This window comes from Pseudomonas sp. MF08817 (assembly GCF_059862705.1).
The window spans coordinates 16,850-35,965 of record NZ_JCBCUY010000013.1 but is presented as its reverse complement, the minus strand read 5'-3'; the positions used below and the strand labels follow the sequence as shown (position 1 = coordinate 35,965).

Sequence of the window (19,116 nt, the reverse complement as noted above, 5' to 3'; positions counted from 1 at the left end):
CAACACCTAACTAACAGGCCGTGTAGGGCGTTTCTCTAATTCATGTAGGCCTCATATTTAAACGCTCCACCCCCCCTCAATCCTCCCCCGCAACTAGGCACAATGCCGCCGCGCCCCGCTGCCTGGCGCGCTTCACATCCCAACGCTGTTAGCCTCTTTGGCGGGTTATGGCCGACTGGCTGAACTGCGAATTTCGCAACCTTATGCCTGGTTTGGATTTCACGCCCATGAACCCCACTGCCCCGATCATCAGCGATCAAACACGCCTGTATTCCCTGCAAACGCCCACGTCCATGGCCCCGTTGCACGTTGAGCGCTGGGCCGGCCGCGAGGCGCTTTCCGAGCTGTACCGCTGGGACGTGCTGGCCCTGAGCGCCGACCATCGCCTACCCCTCGAGGCGATGCTCGGTGCGCCCATTACCTTGCTCACGGCCCTGGCCGATGGCAGCCACAGCCGACGCAGCGGTTTGCTCAGCCGTGTCGCCCGCCTGGGCAGCGACGGCTCCCTGACCCGCTACCACCTGACCCTGGTGCCCTGGCTCTGGGTGTTGAGCCAGAGCTTTCGCTCCCGGGTGTTCCAAGACAGCACCGTGCAGCAGATCGTCAGCCAGGTCTTCGCCGGTTACGAGGCCTACGCCCGTTGGCGTTTCACCCGCGACGCCGACCAGTTACTGAGCCACGTGCGCCCGCGCAGTTACTGCGCGCAGTACCGCGAAACCGATTTCGACTTTGTGCAGCGGCTACTGGCCGAAGAGGGCCTGGGCTATTGCTTTGTCGAGGACCCACAAGCACCGGCCGGCCACTGCCTGGTCATCTTTGGCCAGAGCCCCGGGCTGCCTGAAGACCTCACCTCGGCCAGCGCCACCGGCCTGCGCTACCAGCGCACCGACGCGGTGGAGGAGCAAGACACCGTGCAGTTCATGGGCCAGCTCCATCGCCTGAGCCACCGGCGCATCACCCTGCTGAGCAGCGACTACAAAACCCGCCAGGCCATCAGCGCCTCGCGCCCCGTCGGCCCCGAGCGCGAGGGCCTGGAAAGCTACGACCCGGTGGGCGATTACGCCTTTGCCACCCTGAGCGAGGCCGAGCATTACGTGCGTTTGCACAGCGAGGCCCTGCAGGTCGATAAGTCCTTCTGGCACGGCCGCGCCAACGTACGCAGTGCCCGCGCCGGAACACGCTTTGAGCTGTTGCACGCGCCCTGGGTCCACACGGCGCACCTGCGCGGGCAGGACCACTTCCTCTTCACCCAGGTGCACAGTTACGGCATCAACAACCTGGAAAGCGGCGCAGCGCTGTTGGATGCCGACCTAATAACCCGCCTGCAACTCGACCACCTCGACCCCCAGGTGCTGGCCGAAGCCCAGCGCAGCGGCTTTGCCCAGCAGTTCAACGCCGTGGGGCACAACCAACCGTGGCGCCCGACCCTGGCCGATGGCACCGGCCAGCGCCTCAACCCGGTGGCCACCGCCCACGGCCCACAAACGGCCATCGTCGTCGGCGCCGACGGGCAAACCACGGCGGGCAGCGGCAGCCCCTTGCACTGCGATGCCATGGGCCGGGTGCGCGTGCGCTTCCATTGGCAAGCCGAAGACGACCGTGGCGCCTGCTGGGTGCGGGTCGGCCAAGCCTTGGCGGGCCAGGGATTCGGCGCGCAGTTCTTGCCCCGTATCGGCCAGGAAGTGCTGGTGCACTTCATCAATGGCGACATCGACCGGCCGATCATTTTCAAGGCCCTGTACAACGGCCGCGGTGAGGGCGGCGTGGCCCCCACACCGGGCGGCGCCCCCGGGCAAAGCAACCTGGCGGTGTATGCCAAAGCCAACGACCAACGCCCCAGCGCCGAAGCCAACCTCGCCGGGGGCAACAGCCCGGCGTGGCACGGTGGCGGCGGCGGTGAAACACAGCACCGCAACGCGGCGGCGCTGTCGGGCTTCAAGACCCAAGGCTTCGATGGCCAAGGCCATAACCAACTGGTCTTCGACGACAGCGACCAACAAGGCCGCATCCAGATGGCCACCACCCAAGCCCACAGCCAACTCAACCTCGGCCACCTGATCCACCAGGCCGGCAACTACCGGGGCAGTTTTCGCGGGCAGGGGTTTGAACTGCGCACCGACGCCTACGGTGCGGTGCGCGCCGCCAAAGGCTTGCTGCTCAGCACCTACGCCATCGAGCCGCACACCCCGGCAGGCGATGCCAGCGCCGCGCAAGCGCTGCTGCAACAACAACGCGACCTCGCCGCACGCTTCGACCTGGCCGCGCAGATCCACCACACCGTGCCCCTGGCCAGCCACCGCGGCGTACACCAGGCCCAACTCAGCGCGCTGATCGCCGATCAAGCACCGCTCCAGGCCCTGCACACCAGCCTCAGCACCACCGTCACCGGCGAGCAACTCGCCCAGGCCAGCGCCGACGCCTTAAAGCGCGACAGCCACCACCCCATCCCCCACAGCGCCGACCCCTTGCTCACCCTCAGCGCCCGCGACAGCATCGCCAAAATCGCCGGCCAATCACTGCAATGGACCGCCGCGCAAACCCTCACCCTGGGCAGCGGCGCCGACACCCACCTGGCCACCGGCCAGACCCTGCGCCTGCACAGCGGCCAAGCCATCGGCGCCCTGGCCGGCGCGCAACAGGCCGACGGCATCGGCCTGGCCCTGATCGCCAGCGCCGGGGCGGTGGACATCCAGGCACAACAGAGCGACATCCACCTCAGCGCCCAAGACGACCTGAAGATCATCTCGATCGAGGCAGCGGCACAAATGGCCGCGGGCACCACCCTGCACCTGGCCGTGGAGGGCGGCGCCAGCCTGACCCTGGAAGGCGGCAACATCACCTTCGCCTGCCCGGGCAGCATCAAGGTGTATGCCGGCAAACGCCAGTTCAGCGGCCCCAGCCGTTCCCAGTTTGGCTTGCCCCTGTTTCCACAATCGGTGTGTGTGGCGTGCCTGTTAAAAGCGGCGCGCAACGGCGCCCCCTATGCGCAGTTGCAGTAATGACCCCGGCCTTTGCTTATGACCCCGCGGCGGACGGCGCCGGCAGCGACCTGTTGAACTGGATGCAAGCGCAACCCCAAGCGCCTTATTGGGCGTTGGTGGATGTGGCGTTACTGGGCGCGGCACCCTTCAAGGCTGCGGCGCGCCGCCATCACTGGGCACCCGTCAATGCCCTGGCGAACACGCCCCTGCAAGCGTTCGGTGAGGTGGCCCCGCATCTGATTGCCCTGGGCGACACCCCTCAAGAACGCCAGGCACAAATCGCGCAATTACTGACACTCACCGCAGGCACACCCGCCCTCAGCTTCTTGCGCAGCGCCTACCCCGCACAAGCCCTGCAACTGCTATTCGGGTACTTGGCCAAGGCCCAGGTTCAGGGCCGGGCAAGGGCCGTGCATCTGCGCTTTGCCGACAGCCGTATCCTGCCGGGCCTGCTGCAAACCCTTGCCCCCAGCCAACAACGGCGCGTAGCCGACATCGTTCAGGACTGGCGAGGCTGTGATCGATACGGCCACGTTCAGGGCTGGCTTGCCCTGCACGAGGCAGTACCAGCCGCGCAGATAGACACCGCCCCCCACCTGCACCTGTGCCCGGAACAACTGGCTGCGCTGCTGACACAGGCAGAAGCCGACGCGGTGTTTTACCAATTAACGCAGCAGCATCCAGAACTGCTCCCCCAACAACAACGCGCAGCCTTCCATCAGCGCCTCGCTACTTGCCTCTCAACGGCCAGTGAAATGAACCTGTCCACCGAACAAGACCGCTGGCTGTTTGTGCTGCTGAGTTTGAACTACGGCAATGAGTTCTATCGCTGCCCAGCACTTGCCCCAACCTGGGATGTTATTGGCGAACAAGGCGCGAGTTTGCAAGAGCAAACACAAGGGTGGAGCACTGAAACGTTGCAGGCATTGATGGACTTCAAGGCCTCGCCAACTGTGCCTGATGGGCCAACCCCCCTTTAATTGGAGGCCTGCAAATGAGCAGATTTGAATTTGGCGCGTACCGCCGGATCCGACGGTACAGCGCATTAATAGTGGTCGCCTTACTGGTGGGTTGTAATGGGGAAGAACCGGACAAAGGCCCCGCGTCCGCGAGTATCAGTGGTTACAACCACACCGAAGATTATATTCATCGATTCTTTATTGATGGGTCGTGGGGGGGGGAACGTTTTTGCCTATAGCGGAGGAGGAAAGTTTGTATGCTGTATCAACTATCCTCGTGAATGGCGGCCTGGCCTCACAGCCACTGTCCGTTGGAGTACCTCAAGTTCCATTCCGGATGGCCCTCCCGGTGTCACCTGGCATGATTTGGTAGTGCCGATTGAGTATTACGATAAGTTGGGCTCCCGTTTAAATGTGCACTTTTTGCCAGATCACACAGTTCGGTTGTTGATCTGGAACGGTTCAGCCGACTCCAAGGGCTATCGCGGGCCGGCTGCTCCGATCAAACCTGCTGACTGGCCTTACTGACAATAATTACTTAGGAATTAACTCCATGAATGCGTTTCAAATTGGCAGGCAATACCTGCGTCAACTATTAAGTTTACTCGTGCTAGCGGTATTGCTTGTTGGCTGTAAGGCGGAAGAGCCGGATAAAGGCCCTGCGACTGCCAGTATCAGTGCCTATAACCACACCGCTGACTATATTCATGAGTTCTATATAGATGGTGCTTGGGGAGGGAACTCGCGTGCTTATAGCGGTGGGGGAGGTTTTGTATGTTGCATTAGCTATCCTCGCGAATGGCGCCCTGACTTAACCGCTACTGTTCGGTGGAGTACCTCAAGTTCAATACCAAAAACCTTTTCTGGCGAAACGTGGCATGAATTGGTAGTGCCGATTGAGTACTACGATAAGTTGGGTTCACTGAATGTGCACTTTTTACCAAATCACCAAGTGCGACTACTGATCTGGAACGGTTCAGCCGGTTCCAAAGGTTATCGCGGCCCAGATGCGCCGGAAAAACCTGCTGACTGGCCTTACTGACAATAATCACTTAGGAATTAACTCCATGAATGCGTTTCAAATTGGCAGGCAATACCTGCGTCAACTATTAAGTTCGCTAGTGCTGGCCGTATTGCTTGTTGGCTGTAAGGCGGAAGAGCCGGACAAAGGCCCTGCGACTGCCAGTATCAGTGCCTATAACCACACGGCGGACTACATTCATCAGTTTTATATCGACGGCACTTGGGGAGGAAACGCACGTGCTTATGGCGGGGGGGGAGGTTTTGTATGTTGCATTAGCTATCCTCGCGAATGGCGCCCTGACTTAACCGCTACTGTGCGGTGGAGTACTTCAGCTTCAAAGCCCAACCCCTATACGGGAACTACCTGGCACGAAAAAGTAGTGCCGATTGAGTATTACGACAAATTGGGCTCGTTGAATGTACATTTCTTACCCAATAACCAAGTAAGGCTACTGATCTGGAACGGATCGGCCGGCTCCAAGGGGTATAGAGGGCCAGATGCTCCGGAAAAACCTGCTGGCTGGCCAAAGACTCTTTATCTGGAGGATCTGAAATGACTGAATTTCAACCTGGTTGGTACAAGGTCCGACGCAAGCTGGATAACTCCCTGGACTGTCGCTACTTCGATACACCGCATACCTACAGCGCTTATTGCTGGCTAGAGCCCAATGGCAATCAACGGCTGTGGTGGGATGCCCGGCAGCACCCACCGGCCCGTGCCATGGCGTGGCAGCCACGTTTCCAACGGGTTGCCGACCCACTGTCGATTGCCTCCTGGGATGCCTATGCCTGCACCCTGGGCAACTCACAGATGGAGCCGCCGATTCCTATCTAAGCCAGTCGGCTGGTCAGCGTTGGTTATTAAAGAGGGTGAGGAATGAACCTATTTAAAATCTGCAGTTTTAAGGTTTTTGGTGCTGTGTTGCTATTTGTCGTACTAGTGGGTTGCAATGGTGAAGAGCAAGATAATGGGCCTGCTACAGCCAGTATCATTGGTTATAACAATACAGAGCATTATATACATCGTTTTTTTGTCGATGAGTCCTGGGGTGGGAATGTTCGTGCTTACAGCGGTGGAGGTGGGGTTGTTTGTTGCATAAGTTACCCCCGTGAATGGAGTTCGGATCTTGCTGCAGTTGTACGTTGGAGTACCTCAAGTTCTATTCCGGATGGCCCTCGCGGTGTTACCTGGCATGAAAAGATAGTGCCAATTGAAAGTTACGATCAGTTAGGGAATTTAAATGTTCACTTTCTGCCTGGCAATCAGGTTCGTCTGATTATCTCGCCGGGGTCTCCCGGATTTCCTGGCTATCGCGGGCCGGACGCGCCCGTTAAGCCAATCGACTGGCCTTACTGAAAATTCTAAGGAGTACCTCTAATGACCGAATTTCAAACCGGTTGGTACAGGGTGGCGCGCAAACTGGATGACACTCTTGACTGTCGTTACTTCGATACCCCACAAACCTATAGTGCCCATTGCTGGTTGGAGCCCAACGGTAGATTGCGGTTGTGGTGGGATGCCCGCAAACACCCTCCGGTGCGGGCCATGATGTGGGAGCCACATTTTCAACGCCTCGCCGATCCGCCCTCGATCGCTAATTGGGACGCTTATGCCTGTACCTTGGGCAACTCGCAGATGGAACTACCGATTCCTATCGCTCGGTTGGGGCGTGAACGCACCCCCATGGAAGAAGTGACGCGAGGTATGAAGGCCGATTTCAGCGGAATGGACTGTGTGCAGGAAATCCATGTCGGGGTGTTTTTTGATGGCACCAATAACAACATGGAACGGGACAAGCCCCACAGTCATTCAAATATAGTTAGCTTGTACGATGCTCATATCAAGGATCAAGAAACCCATTTTGCCTACTATTTGCCCGGGGTAGGCACTCCCTTCAGGGAAGTGGGCGAGATGACTGAGTCCAGTACTGGCAAAAGTTTTGCCTCGGGTGGTGAAGCGCGAATTCATTGGGCCATGCTTCAGGTCTATAACGCTGTTCACCGAGTTTTTCACGGGGGCAATATGCTCGATGCACATGAGATGAAGATCCTGGTCACTAAAGTCCTCAGTACTCACTTTCGTCACGCCACCGAAGAGAAGGAACTACGACGCCTCTTTTACGGTATCAACAGACGGTTGATAAACGCCGTGCAATACGAGCGCCCGCGTATTACCCAAATGCACCTGTCGGTATTTGGCTTCTCCCGTGGCGCCGCCGAGGCGCGGGTGTTTTGCAATTGGGTGCAAAGGTTCTGCGAAGGAGTGATTGGCGGAGCCAAGGTGAACCTGCGTTTTCTTGGCCTGTTCGATACCGTGGCTTCCGTGGGCCTGGCGGACTCTTCACCGGTGGGGCGCGGGTTTCTCCATTGGGCCCATAACAACCTGGCCATCGAGGGCGTCGAGAAAACCGTGCACTACGTGGCCGGCCATGAAATCCGCCGCTCGTTCCCGCTGTCCACCGTGCGCGATGGCGGCCGTTGGCCGGCCAATACCCGCGAGTTCGTCTACCCCGGCACCCACTCGGATATCGGCGGCGGCTATGGCCCTGGCGAGCAGGGCAAATCCCTGGGCGGGCGCAGCAGCCTGCTGTCGCAGATCACCTTGAATGATATGTACGAGGAAGCTCTCACCGCGGGTGTCAGGCTTATCCCTCGCCTGAAGATGGAAAATGAAACCAAAGACGACTTCGCCATTGACCCCGCCCTGCACGCCGCGTTCATGGCCTACACCGACTGGACGCTGCAAGCCAACGAGCAACAGGAAAACCTCGCTGGCAGCCGCCGTGGCGTGGTGGAAAGCCGTATGCACACGCAGATGCAGCATTACTGGCGCTGGCGGGCGAGCAAGCGCACCGAGGCGCAGTTCAAGGCCTTGCACAGTTGGGCCAACGCCACTGCGCAAGACCAGCAGGACCTGTGGGAGTCGGAGTTGGATTGGCGCGCCGATGTGGCGCAGGCGCGCAAGGCCCATGAGCCCATCGTGGAGCAGCGCTACCAGCACGGTATCGGTTTGACCTCGCGCACGCTGCCCGCGCGGCCCAGCCAGACGCAAAAGGATTTGCTGCGCATGGTCGACGCCACTGCCCCGATTCCGCCCTTGGTGGATGAGTTCTTCGACCGCTACGTGCACGACTCCCACGCCGGTTTCTGGCTGCTGGGGCCGTTGACCCAGTGGGACAAGTCGGTGTTCGTCAATGAAATCCGCAACAAGAAAGACGCCTTTGACCAGTGGACGGCGCTGTCGCGCAGCCGCTTGCTCCACGCCCACCACTACACCCGTGTCGCCAGCCAGTACGCCCTCAACCGCTTCGAGCAGCGGGTGTACGACGCCAACAGCCCGAAAGCGGTGCCGGGTGCCGCGCCGGTGATACCGCTGATGACCGACGCCGATGCCGCCGACCTGCGCGAGAACATGGGGTTTGCCGGTTTGGTGGTGGAGTACGCCATGGGCAGCGGCACCCGCCGCGAGGCCAATGGCGCGGGGCAGTACCGGCGGGTGTTTGACGAAGACCATGAGGCCTTGGCGCTGATCGATGTTGCCGCGCAGCACCTGGAGGCGCTGGGCGGCGGCATCCAGGAGCGCGCCAGCCAAGTGGCCGAGGGCGTTGGCGAGCTCAAGGAGCGCGCTGTCGATAGCGTGACGGACCTGCCGGCCAAAGCCGCCGAGGCGGCACGCAAGCATGCCATGGACGCGCTGATAAACCGCTTGCCGGGTGGCGTGCCGCCGTTGCGTTGAGGTTGCTGTGTGGTGGTGAACAGGGCGCGGGTTGGGTGCAGTTAACGTAGACTCGTGCCCCTTCTGTGTTGCCCATTCGAGATGTGTTCATGCAAAGCCCGGCTTCTTCGCGCCCGCTCTGGCGGATCTATCTGCTGTTCCTTGCGCCCATGGTGTTGTCCAACTTCCTGCAGTCGATGTCGGGCACGGTCAACAGCATTTACATCGGGCAGATGCTGGGCACTCAGGCGCTGGCGGCGGTGTCGGGCATGTTCCCCATCGTGTTTTTCTTTATCGCCCTGGTCATTGGCCTGGGGGCGGGGGCCGGGGTGTTGATCGGCCAGGCGTGGGGCGCGCGGGAGGTGCATAAGGTCAAGGCCATTGCCGGCACCACCTTGCTGCTGGGGGCGATGATCGGCCTGGTGGCGGCGGTGGCGGGCAGTGTGTTTGCGCGCCAGGCGTTGCAGGGCCTGGGCACGCCGGCGGATGTGCTGGATGAGGCGGTGGCTTATGCCCAGGTGATGATGTGGATCATGCCGCCGCTGCTGGTGTTCGTGCTGTTCACCCAGTTGCTGCGCGGTGTGAGCGATACCGTGTCGCCGCTGTTGGCGTTGTTGGTATCGACCTGTGTGGGCCTGTTGCTGACGCCGGTGTTGATCCGCGGTTGGCTGGGTTTGCCGCCAATGGGCATCCAGAGCGCGGCGCTGGCCGGGTTGGCCGGCAACCTGGCGGCCATGGCCCTGTTGGCGTGGCGCCTGAACCGCAAACCCCACCCGCTGGCCCCGGACCGCGAGCTGTTGGCGGCCCTGCGCCTGGACCGCGAGATTCTCGGCAAAGTGCTGCGCATCGGCCTGCCCACGGGGTTGCAGATGGTGGTGATTTCCCTGTCGGAGCTGGTGATCCTGGCACTGGTCAACCAGCACGGGTCCCAGGCCACGGCGGCCTATGGCGCGGTGACGCAGATCGTCAACTACGTGCAATTCCCCGCGCTGTCGATTGCTATCACGGCGTCGATCCTCGGCGCCCAGGCCATCGGCGCCGGGCGCCTGGAGCGCTTGGGGCCGATTTTGCGCACGGGGTTGTTCATCAACGTGTGGCTGACCGGAAGCCTGGTGCTGCTGGGCTATGGGCTGTCTCACTGGCTGCTGGGGCTGTTCATCACGGAGCCGGCGACCCAGGCCCAGGCCCAGCACCTGCTGCACATCATGCTGTGGAGCATGCTGGTGTTCGGCTTCCAGTCGGTGATCGGCGGCATCATGCGCGCCAGCGGCACGGTGCTGATGCCGGTGGCCATTTCGGTGTTCTGTATCGTCGGCGTCGAGTTGCCAGTGGCGTACCTGCTCGACGCCCATTTCGGCCTGCAAGGGGTGTGGATGGCGTTCCCGGTGGCGTACCTGAGCATGCTGGTGTTGCAGACGACTTACTACAAACGGGTTTGGCGGCACCAGAAGGTGGAGCGCTTGGTGTAGGCAGAGCCAGATATCGTTCACGGCGGTGCGTTCGCCCAGCGCATCGCCGGTGTTCAACACGCCACGCCACGCCGCTGCTGGGGTAGCATGCGCGCCTCCAATCCACACCCCCGGTTTGCAAGGAACCTGGCATATGCCGCCACGCCCCCCACTGTCCCTTTCCCTCGCGCTGCCTCCGTTCACCCTGCACCGCCATTGGCCGGCGCTGGGCTTGAGCGCGGCGTTGGGCTGCGTGCCCCTGGCCCACGGCCAGGACGCCCTTGAACTGCAAGCCGTGCAGGTCAGTGGCGCCGAGCTCGACGAACTGGACGCGGCCCGCGCGGCGTTGCGCAGCGTGCCCGGTGGCAGCAACCTGGTGGACCTCAAGGAAGCGGGGGCAGGGCGCCTGGCCAACAACGAAGACCTGTTCAAGTACCAGGCTGGGGTGTACGCCAAGGCAGCCAACAACGAGGGGGCGAAAATCTCCATTCGCGGCTCCGGCATCAACCGTGGCCCGGGCGCCCACGCCTCGGGGCTCTATGAGATGTTCGATGGCTTGCCGGTGACCGGCCCCGGCGGCACGCCCTACGAGCTAATGGAGCCGCTGTGGCTGAGCCGGGTCGAGGTGCTGCGCGGCGCCAACGGTTTCGAGCGCGGCGCGTTGGCGCTGGGCGGCGCGGTCAACTACGTCACCCGCACCGGCTACGACGCGGCCAAGTTGCAACTGCGCCATGAAACCGGCAGCCATGGTTACCGCAAACGCCAGATCAGCTCCGGCCAGGTGCTGGGGGATTTGGACTACTACCTGAGCCTGACCGACTCGGGCTACGACGGTTACCAGGCCCACAGTGCCGGCAGCAGCCAGGGCGTGGCGGCCAACGTTGGCTACCGTTTGAACCCGGACCTGGAAACCCGTTTCTACGTGCGTTACCGGGAAACCGAAAACGACACCCCGGGCAAGCTGACCCGCCAGCAGATCGAACACGACCCGCGCGCCGCCAATGCCCTCAACCTCACCCGGCATTCCGAGCGGCCGCAACCGGGCAGTACCTGGATCGCCAACAAAACCACCTTGCAGATCGATGACGACTCCCGTGTCGAGGCGGGGCTGGTCTACCACGACTACCCCATGGACCTGCGCGAAGGCGCCAACCGCTTGAAGGTGGCGTACACCGACATCAGCGGCACCCTCAACTACCTGCGCCGCGACACCCTGTGGGGCCACGAGAGCAAGACCACCCTGGGCCTGCGCACCACCCAGGCGCTGCCTAATACCGGCGTGTCGGAGTTCGTGCGCTTGAGCACCGCCGCGTACCCGCTGGGCACCCGCACGCGCAACTACAGCTACCTGGGCTCGGACAGCGTGCTGCACGCCAGCCATGAGCTGGAACTGCTGCCCGACCTGTGGCTGACCACCGGGCTGGCGGCGATCTACACCCGGCGCGAAACCGAAGTCACCTACCCCCAGACCCACGACCGGTTGAGCCTGCACACCTGGGACTACGCGCCGCGCCTGGGGCTGCGCTACGCCTACAGCGCGGACCTTGAAGTGTTCGCCAACCTCAGCCGCTCCGTGGAGCCGCCGCACCCCTGGGCGAGTTTGTGGGGGGCGAACAAGTTCTTCCCTGCCAGCAGCGGCCCGGCGAGCGGCCTGCACAGCGGCGGGGTAAAACTGGACAACCAGAGTGCCACCACCCTGGAGCTGGGCGGGCGCGGTGACGCCTGGTTCGGCCACTGGGACCTGGCCTGGTATTACGCCCAGGTGCGCAATGAACTGCTGAGCGTGGAAACCCAGGCTGCCGTGGGCAATCTGTCAGCGATCATCGCCGAAGCCAACGCCAGCCCCACCGTGCACCAGGGCCTGGAACTGAGCCTCGACAGCCCGCTGTGGGAGGGCGGCCGTGCGGGCCGGGTGGCGCTGCGCCAGGCCTACACCTACAGCGATTTCCACTACGAGGACGACGAGCGTTTCGGCGACAACGCCCTGGCCGGGATTCCCAAGCACTACTACCAGGCCCAGGTGCGCTACAGCCACCCCAGTGGCGTGTACACCGGGTTCAACGCCGAACGGGTGTCGAAAATCGCGGTCGACTATGCCAACTCCTTCTACGCCGCGCCCTACACCCTGTTCGGCGCCACCCTGGGCTACGACGCCCCCGGCGGCGCCTGGCAAACCTGGCTCGACCTGCGCAACCTGGCCAACAAACGCTACGCCAGCACCGTCACGCCGGGCTACGACGACCATGGCAAAGATGCAGCCCGTTCCACTCCCGGCGATGGTTTTGGGGTGTATGCCGGGGTGTCGTGGAGCCTCAACTGACGCGGGGCTGCACCCCTCAATCCCCTGTGGGAGCAACTGTTTTACCCCTACCATTCGTCACCGCCGTGCAGTGCCGCCATCGCGAGCAGGCTCGCTCCCACAGAGGAAAAACCAGCCTCACCCACGCAACAGTTCAACTGTGTGGGCTTGCCCGCGAGGGCCGGGGGCTGAGCCGTGCCGCTCTGTTCGCCAGCATGCCCACAGGGCGATGTGCAGCGTCAGTTTGAGACGCCGTTGGCATCCGCGCGAAAAAAACACCGAGGGCCTCCAGCCTGGGGCGGTATCTGTCGATAACTTCCTTGCATACAGCAGGAGTTTTCGACATGAGCACTCAGCGTTTATCTGTCGGCTTTAGCTTACTTTTTGCCCTGTCAGGTGGGCCTTGCCTGGCGGCCGCTCAGGTGGGGCAGGGGGTTGTTCAGTTCCAGGGCAGTGTCGTCGAGCAGGGCTGCAACCCCCGTGTGCAGGGGCGTGTGAGTTTTGAACTGACCCACTGCACGGTGCCGGCGCAACGCAACAGCGTCAGCGCCAGCCAGGTCTTACCCAAAGCGTCGGCCAGCAGCGCCAGGCCTGCCCCGGTAGCGGTCAAGCTGATTGCCCAGAACAACCGGGCAGGGCGTTATTACGACCAGCGCTACACCTTGGTTGACCTTGCGGGCAAACTGCTGGTGTCCGGGGCCTATGTGATTACCTTGACGGCGCCTTGACCGCTGCGCGGGCCCAGCCCTTAGCGGCAGGTGGAAAGGGCTGTAGGTCGTTGCCGATTGTGCCGGCGGAATGGGCGATGGCGGTGCCGCGTGTATTTATTTAGCGGATGAGGCGGCGCGGGCGGGCCTAGGTTCGGGTTTTGTTCAGGAACCTCACGCCATGACCCACCACCAGCGCCCCTACGATCAGCTCGCCGTGTCCCGGGTGTACCTACAGACCGTTTTCGCCGACCGCCCCCATCTGGAGCAGGTTGCCAATAGCCTGATCCAACAGGCACTCGATGAGCGCTTTGCCGGCCAGGGGCTGCGCGCCTTTGCCTTAGGGATCGGCGAGCCCGTCGAGCTGGTGGCCGAGGGCGCGCCGACGACCTACCGGCACGTAACCTCTGTCGCCGATGCCCTGATCGGCCGCCTCATGCACGGCTCGGCCATCAATTACAACCCTACTCGCCAGGTGCCGTTGCGCCTGGGCGGTGGCGCTGTGGTGCGTCTTATCGCGGGGCCGTCGGTCGATGATCTGGAGCAGATGATTAACCATCTGGCGCCACTGTTGCTCGAAGCCTTCCAGGATGCACTCGCCGCTTACTGGAGCGCAAAACCGTTGCAGGATCCCCTGTCGACACGCTGGCGGATCGTCTCCAATCAAATGCGCCTGTGCCTGAGCCAGGCTCCTCAAAACCCACCGCTCGCCTCCCTTGAGGAGAAGCAGGTGCTGAGCGAGCTGTACCCGCTCAAGGCCGATCGTGACAAAGCGGTGGGGGCGGGCCGGTTTCGGGTTTCTTTGGTGTATGCCGTCAGTGGCGGTGACGTGGGGGAATGGCTGCCACTGCTGGTGCTCCAGCGCCAGTGGGCGAGCCGCCGTGCCACCTACGTCTATAGCCCAGGGCAGAGCGTGCTGGCCCTCGATACGCTGGATGACCTGGGGCCGCTGTTGCCGCGTTATTTGAGCCGCCACAGGTCGGGTCAGGCCATTCAATGGACACTGCACGAACCCGACGGCGACGTGTTCGATCAACTGGCCCTGTGCATCCTGGAAAAACAGCTGCGCGACCTCACTGCGGTGCGCTGGTCGACGTTCCCCTCGGTGGCCTATTACAAGCGTCTGTTGAGTAGCCTGACGGCTCCCCACGCCTGGTTCGGGGCCCCTACCAGCCTGGCCGAGGAGGCCTTGCCACTGTGGTTGCAAACCGCTGCGGCCGCGACACGGCTGCGTTACAGCCAGCAGTTGGACGACCTGGCCGGGGTGCAACTGGAGGCGGCGGGTGCCGATTACCTGCAAGGGCTGGATCCGATCCTTGCCTATACCCGCAAGGCACTGCAGGCGCAGATGGCATTGGACTACCCCCAGGAAGTGGTGATTGACCCGGATCATTACGCCCTGGCGTTCACCCGCACCCAGGGTGGGACGGTCGGCTGGACGCAAACCACGCAACGCACCTTGACCCAGTGGGCGCTGGACAATCCCTTTGTGCAGCCCTACGCCCGTGTCGAACTCATCAATCTGGCGGAGCCCGGCTATGCTCCTGATTGGTGGCTGAAGGTGCCTTATCTGCAGGCCTTGATCGAGCGGGTCGACATTGGCAAGCAATACCCGGCCATGCTGGAGCGCAAGCTCTTGGGCGATGACGTCGAAGCCGCGCGCCGCCGCGGTTTGTTTTGTGCCCAGGTGCGGGTGCAACTGCCGTTGCTGGCCCTGGAGCACGTGATCCGCCGCCAGCACGGGTTCACGGACGAGGGCTTGGCCCTCGTGCGGCAAGCCGTGGCGGTCGATCCGGGCGCGGGCCAGGTCAATGGCCAGAAGATCGTGGTGCGGCCCCTGGCATTTCTCACCCATGCGGGGGGCAAGGCCCATGTGGCGCGCAATATGTTTGTGATCGGGGCCAGCGATGTGGCGACCAGCGTTCATGTGCTCTATCGCCCCGGCGGGCCGCAGTTGCTGGAACAGTTCCCCACCCGCCAAGCGGTGCTCGATAGCGTTGCGCGCACGGGGACGGCCCTGAACCGCGCCGTGCTAGACAGCCTGGACGAACCGGCCCGGGCCCTGTTCGGTAATGGCGGCTTTTTGAGCCCCCACGAGCAGCGCTTTCTCCAGGGCGATGAATACGGGCCCTCCCGCGCATCGTCTCCCGCACTGCTCAGTGACGAGCCGGTGGCGGGGGACTTCTTGCTGCGCGTGTTTCAGGACAACGCCCAGGCATTGGTGGCGCAGGCTAAGCGCCAAGCCGTGTCCACCGAGGCGCAGCGCTGGAGGGCGTTTGAGAACGACCTGTGGCAACTGTTCGACGTGGTGTTGCCCTTGTTGCGCGGCCCGCTCAGCGCCGCAGGTTGGCTGCTGCAAATGATGCAAGGCTCCCAGGTGTTGGTGGCGTTGCAGCGCAATGGGGACCAAGCGACCAGGGCGCGGGCCACGGCGCAGTTCATTTCCACGCTGAGTGCCTTGTTATTGCACCCCGTTGCATCGCTCGACCAGCGTCTCAGGTTGCCGCAGGGGCACCCCGTCAGCGTCCCGGCGGCACTTGAGCAGGTCGGCGACCAGCTCTTGACCAAGGCAGCCCCCCAGGATATCTGCCCGCTGTACACACCCTCCTGGGGCAGCGCCACCCAGGCTCTGGCGCCGGCGATGCAAGCCGAACTGGAGACCTTCAAATGGCGTGCGCAAAATGCCCATCCGTCCCAGCCGTGGCCGGCCAAGCCCGAGTTTGCCCAGACCGAGGGCGCGACCAAGGGTTTGTATCGGGTGTTCATCGGCCCTCAGCGTTTTCACCTGCATGCCTACTTGGAGGGCGGCCTGTACCCGGTGCGCGATGTACAAGAGGGCACGCGAGTGGTCGATCTTGCGCAACCCTCGCGCTTGGGGCCTTGGATCAAGAGCGATGGCCAGGGCAACTGGTCGTTCGACTTCGGCCTGCGCTTGCGCGGTGGTATGCCGAGGAAAAAAAACATGCCCACCCGCGCCGATTTCCAACGCCGCAACCTCGAACTGGCGCAGCAGCATGCCGACGCGGTTGCGCAGATGCTCAAGGTCGAAGAAAAGCTAGCGGCCGTTCTGGCTCTGTACCAGCGCATGCATGTCAGCGAGCGTGGCAGCTTCACTGACGCCCACCGCCAGACCGTACAGCAGCGCTATCACGAACAGCTGCAGGAGCAGGCGCGAGCCCAGTTGCACCGGATCGAGGTGTTCAAGCAAAAAAACGAAAACCAGCCGATCGCTCGTTTTGAGAGCAGCCTGATCGAGCATATCGAAGACTATGTAGACAACCTGCGCCGGCAGATGGCGTTGCTGATCCTCAGTCGCAGTGCCGCCAAGCCTTCACCTGCTACTGCCGAGCGCTGGTACAAGGAGTTGGAATCCGAGGACGATGACGTAGCGGACCAGGCTCACCGTGAAAGTGTCGCAAGCCTGAGCCTCATGGCCGGGTTCAACGAACAGCTGTTGCAACTGAGCATTGAGGAGCGTGCACGCCTGGAGGAATTGGCCGCCATTGCCGGCTACGAGCCGGCCACCAGCCGTTTGCGCGACACCGCCGGGCCACACCGTACACCCTTGGATTGGCGGATAAAACTGATCGAGGTCTATCAGGGCATGGCGCTCAAAAGGCGCCCGTTGCCTCAGGAATACGGTGATTTCTTGGCCGCCAAGGCCTCCCTGGACCTGTTGGTGCGTGAAGTTCTGAGCCACAAGAACCTGCTGGAAACCGATGCCCTGACGCTGGAGCGGCGCATCGAGCTGCTGGGGGATGTCCTGGAGCAGTATTCGGGAATCCAGGACCGCCTCGGCTTCATCTTTGCGACGTATCCGCAACTGTTCGAGGCGCAGTATGGCGACAAGTTGTTGGCCCTGATTACCGACCTGTTGAGCGAAGCGGAGCACTCACAGGCCCTGATGCTGCGTGAGCGCACCAGCCAGGTGGTGCCGCAGGTGGCAAGGGTTTCGGCCAGCGGTACGCGCCAGCGCCTGATTGTGACGCGCAACCGCCAGGTACTGAGCGGGCGCGTGCGCGAGCGCACCCCGGATTCGGACGTGGAAATCGTGGAGGTGCAAGACCCTATCGATCAACACTCCCTCGGTACGTTCAAGGAAAGCGCCCAGGCCGGTGAGTGGGAGGAGATCCCCAGCACCACACTGCGGCCGGCGGCGCCGGCGCGCGCCCTCAAGCACCTGCTGGGTGACGCCGACACCCTGTTGGGCCGAGTGGACCGCGCAATCAGCGACGCGCGCAAAATCGCCCGCCAGTCCAACTCCCCCATTGGTGTTGAGGCCGAGCTGACGCGGGTTGCCGAAGGTTTACGCGACAGTGCGCGGAAAATCAGCCAGACCCTCGAGCAACGTGAGCAGGGGGCCGCTGCCAGCAAACGCGAGGCCGACCTATTGAGCAACCTTGAAGCGGCGGCGCTGCGCCTGATCGAAGAGGGCCGGCAACTGCGCATCGAGATCATCCTGCGCAACCCGCCACAAGCGCCGCGCATCGAGTACCTCAAGGCCCAGGGCGAAGTGGAAATAGTGAAGGTAGAAGGCTGGGTCAAGCTCAGCCGCGAGGATGACTATTTACAGGAGTACCTGATCCGCGACCGGGAGCGTCGGCCCGTGGCCTACGCGCATTTTCACTACCGTTCGCCGCAGGCTCCAGCCGCCGAGTTCACGGCCGCGCACCTGAAATTACCGCAACAGCGGTACCTCAGTTTTGTGCCGGTCGAAGGCCAGAGCGAGCAAATCACCCTGGCCGCGTACCGCAGCACCATCGGCTCGCGCCTGGCCCAATCGCTATTTTTCGCGGTCAGCCAAACCACCACCCGCAAGGGGCGGCCGGACTATTGGTGAAGCCGCCATTGCGGGCGGCTTCAACGACCCAAACCCCCGGGGTTACTTGACCTGGGCGTTGTAGAACACGCTGGCCGTGCCTTCTTTTTTCACGGTCAGCTTGTTGCCTTCGGCCAGGGCTTCGACGTTTTCCGAGCAGCCGTCGATCTGGGTCTTGCCCTGCACCGATTCGGTGGCGGTGTCGAAGGTGAAGGCGTAGGTGCTGGCGGGGCAGGCGTTGCCGCCTTCGCCGGTGGACACGATCAACAGGTACTTGCCACCGAAGGCGTAGGCTTTTTCGATGGCGACATAGCCGGTGACTTCCACGTCATCGACCACGTACTCCATGACATTCACCACCCCGGCGCGGGACTGGTAGTTGATGGCCTGGCCCAGGGTATCGAGGCTTTGCAGGGTAAACACATCGGCCACCCCGGACTCGGTCACCAGCAGCGGTTCATAGGCCATGGCTGGGGCCGCCGGGGCGGCGACCAGGGGCGATGCAGCCTGTGGCGAGGTGCATTTGCCGTCGTCGCAGATGCGGTCGCCCTTGCAGTCGGTGTCCTTGAGGCACTGGGCAGGCGCGGCGCCGGCCTGGGGTGCGGAGCTGGGTTCGGCGGCTTTGTCGCAGCCGGCCAGGGCCAGGGCGGTGAGCGAGAGGGCAAGGAGCAGTTTCATCGGTAAGGTCTTCCCTGAGGAGTGATCGGTGGCCGGGGAATTTAAAGGCCTTTGCGTGACATTACTAGGCCACTGTTTCCGGGCCGGGCCGCCCAGGGCCCTGATTCTCAATAGTTTTTTTGACGGGCCAGTACGTCCTGTGGACAATGGCGGCATTCTGCTCCACCGATGCTGGCCCGCCCGGTTCTTGAACCGGGTGTCAGGCATCTTGCGATTCACGCACCCGATGCGCCCGCGTTTCGTGCCGCGGGCATGGGGGCCTACAGTTTTTTCCCGCCCGGTTTCCCGGTGTTTTTTCCAAGTGGAGCCATACTGGCTTGTGTCGCCCGGCTGTTCGTGGGCGTCGGCATGGGTGTGGTCGGGTTCAACCAGCGTTTTTTGCGTCTTCGGACGCACCAACAGAATCGATGTCACTCAAGCAGCTGAAGCCAATAGCAATAAAAAGTCAGCGCGCGAAGGACATATAAAGTGAGGCCCTGGATGTTCA

General features: G+C 62.5%; 13 protein-coding genes. 12 read left to right on the top strand and 1 reads right to left on the bottom strand.

All coding sequences use genetic code 11. The annotated features are described in order from the left end of the window. The first annotated feature begins 227 nt into the window (after positions 1–227). The 12 genes from AC19YR_RS09985 (at position 228) to AC19YR_RS09930 (ending at position 17,972) form a co-directional block, all read left to right on the top strand. Complete coding sequence (locus AC19YR_RS09985) at positions 228–2,999, top strand: type VI secretion system Vgr family protein (RefSeq protein ID WP_500598262.1); 2,772 nt, start codon at positions 228–230, stop codon at positions 2,997–2,999. After that, entirely contained in the window at positions 2,999–3,961 is a 963-nt protein-coding gene (locus tag AC19YR_RS09980) for a DUF4123 domain-containing protein (protein WP_095111097.1), read from the top strand. The genes AC19YR_RS09985 and AC19YR_RS09980 overlap by 1 nt, the downstream gene beginning before the upstream one ends. A 96-nt stretch (positions 3,962–4,057) precedes the next feature. Further along, positions 4,058–4,468, top strand: coding sequence for a DUF3304 domain-containing protein (locus AC19YR_RS09975; RefSeq protein ID WP_500598260.1), 411 nt, complete (start codon positions 4,058–4,060; stop codon positions 4,466–4,468). Between the two features lie 25 nt (positions 4,469–4,493). After that, a complete protein-coding gene (locus AC19YR_RS09970) occupies positions 4,494–4,982 on the top strand; it encodes a DUF3304 domain-containing protein (protein ID WP_500598258.1) in 489 nt (162 codons plus the stop codon). Positions 4,983–5,007: 25 nt separating this feature from the next. Further along, the gene (locus AC19YR_RS09965) at positions 5,008–5,520 is read left to right on the top strand and encodes a DUF3304 domain-containing protein (RefSeq protein ID WP_500598256.1); all 513 of its coding nucleotides are present in this window, start codon (positions 5,008–5,010) and stop codon (positions 5,518–5,520) included. After that, positions 5,517–5,798, top strand: coding sequence for a hypothetical protein (locus AC19YR_RS09960; protein WP_016502311.1), 282 nt, complete (start codon positions 5,517–5,519; stop codon positions 5,796–5,798). Before AC19YR_RS09965 ends, AC19YR_RS09960 begins: the two co-directional genes overlap by 4 nt. 42 nt (positions 5,799–5,840) lie before the next feature. Then, on the top strand, positions 5,841–6,320 hold the full coding sequence (locus AC19YR_RS09955) for a DUF3304 domain-containing protein (protein WP_095111102.1): 480 nt from the start codon (positions 5,841–5,843) through the stop codon (positions 6,318–6,320). Positions 6,321–6,341: 21 nt separating this feature from the next. Continuing rightward, entirely contained in the window at positions 6,342–8,699 is a 2,358-nt protein-coding gene (locus tag AC19YR_RS09950) for a T6SS phospholipase effector Tle1-like catalytic domain-containing protein (RefSeq protein ID WP_500598254.1), read from the top strand. 89 nt (positions 8,700–8,788) lie between these two features. Next, positions 8,789–10,147, top strand: coding sequence for an MATE family efflux transporter (locus AC19YR_RS09945; protein ID WP_095111107.1), 1,359 nt, complete (start codon positions 8,789–8,791; stop codon positions 10,145–10,147). Positions 10,148–10,280: 133 nt separating this feature from the next. Next, on the top strand, positions 10,281–12,446 hold the full coding sequence (locus tag AC19YR_RS09940) for a TonB-dependent receptor family protein (protein WP_500598252.1): 2,166 nt from the start codon (positions 10,281–10,283) through the stop codon (positions 12,444–12,446). A 323-nt stretch (positions 12,447–12,769) separates the two neighbouring features. Next, a complete protein-coding gene (locus AC19YR_RS09935) occupies positions 12,770–13,153 on the top strand; it encodes a type 1 fimbrial protein (protein WP_500598250.1) in 384 nt (127 codons plus the stop codon). A gap of 160 nt (positions 13,154–13,313) precedes the next feature. After that, positions 13,314–17,972, top strand: coding sequence for a hypothetical protein (locus AC19YR_RS09930; RefSeq protein ID WP_500598248.1), 4,659 nt, complete (start codon positions 13,314–13,316; stop codon positions 17,970–17,972). Positions 17,973–18,014: 42 nt separating this feature from the next. On the opposite strand, the gene AC19YR_RS09925 is transcribed toward AC19YR_RS09930, so the two are convergent. Next, positions 18,015–18,629 carry a hypothetical protein gene (locus AC19YR_RS09925; RefSeq protein WP_095111111.1) on the bottom strand — a complete coding sequence of 205 codons (615 nt, stop codon included), beginning with the start codon at positions 18,627–18,629 and terminating at the stop codon, positions 18,015–18,017. Between the last annotated feature and the right edge of the window lie 487 nt (positions 18,630–19,116).

Coding starts and splice junctions, on each gene's coding strand:
- AC19YR_RS09965 (WP_500598256.1), top strand. CDS start 5,008: ATGAATGCGTTTCAAATTGGCAGGCAATACCTGCGTCAACTATTAAGT.
- AC19YR_RS09980 (WP_095111097.1), top strand. CDS start 2,999: ATGACCCCGGCCTTTGCTTATGACCCCGCGGCGGACGGCGCCGGCAGC.
- AC19YR_RS09945 (WP_095111107.1), top strand. CDS start 8,789: ATGCAAAGCCCGGCTTCTTCGCGCCCGCTCTGGCGGATCTATCTGCTG.
- AC19YR_RS09930 (WP_500598248.1), top strand. CDS start 13,314: ATGACCCACCACCAGCGCCCCTACGATCAGCTCGCCGTGTCCCGGGTG.
- AC19YR_RS09960 (WP_016502311.1), top strand. CDS start 5,517: ATGACTGAATTTCAACCTGGTTGGTACAAGGTCCGACGCAAGCTGGAT.
- AC19YR_RS09935 (WP_500598250.1), top strand. CDS start 12,770: ATGAGCACTCAGCGTTTATCTGTCGGCTTTAGCTTACTTTTTGCCCTG.
- AC19YR_RS09955 (WP_095111102.1), top strand. CDS start 5,841: ATGAACCTATTTAAAATCTGCAGTTTTAAGGTTTTTGGTGCTGTGTTG.
- AC19YR_RS09975 (WP_500598260.1), top strand. CDS start 4,058: ATGGGGAAGAACCGGACAAAGGCCCCGCGTCCGCGAGTATCAGTGGTT.
- AC19YR_RS09940 (WP_500598252.1), top strand. CDS start 10,281: ATGCCGCCACGCCCCCCACTGTCCCTTTCCCTCGCGCTGCCTCCGTTC.
- AC19YR_RS09985 (WP_500598262.1), top strand. CDS start 228: ATGAACCCCACTGCCCCGATCATCAGCGATCAAACACGCCTGTATTCC.
- AC19YR_RS09950 (WP_500598254.1), top strand. CDS start 6,342: ATGACCGAATTTCAAACCGGTTGGTACAGGGTGGCGCGCAAACTGGAT.
- AC19YR_RS09970 (WP_500598258.1), top strand. CDS start 4,494: ATGAATGCGTTTCAAATTGGCAGGCAATACCTGCGTCAACTATTAAGT.
- AC19YR_RS09925 (WP_095111111.1), bottom strand. CDS start 18,629: ATGAAACTGCTCCTTGCCCTCTCGCTCACCGCCCTGGCCCTGGCCGGC.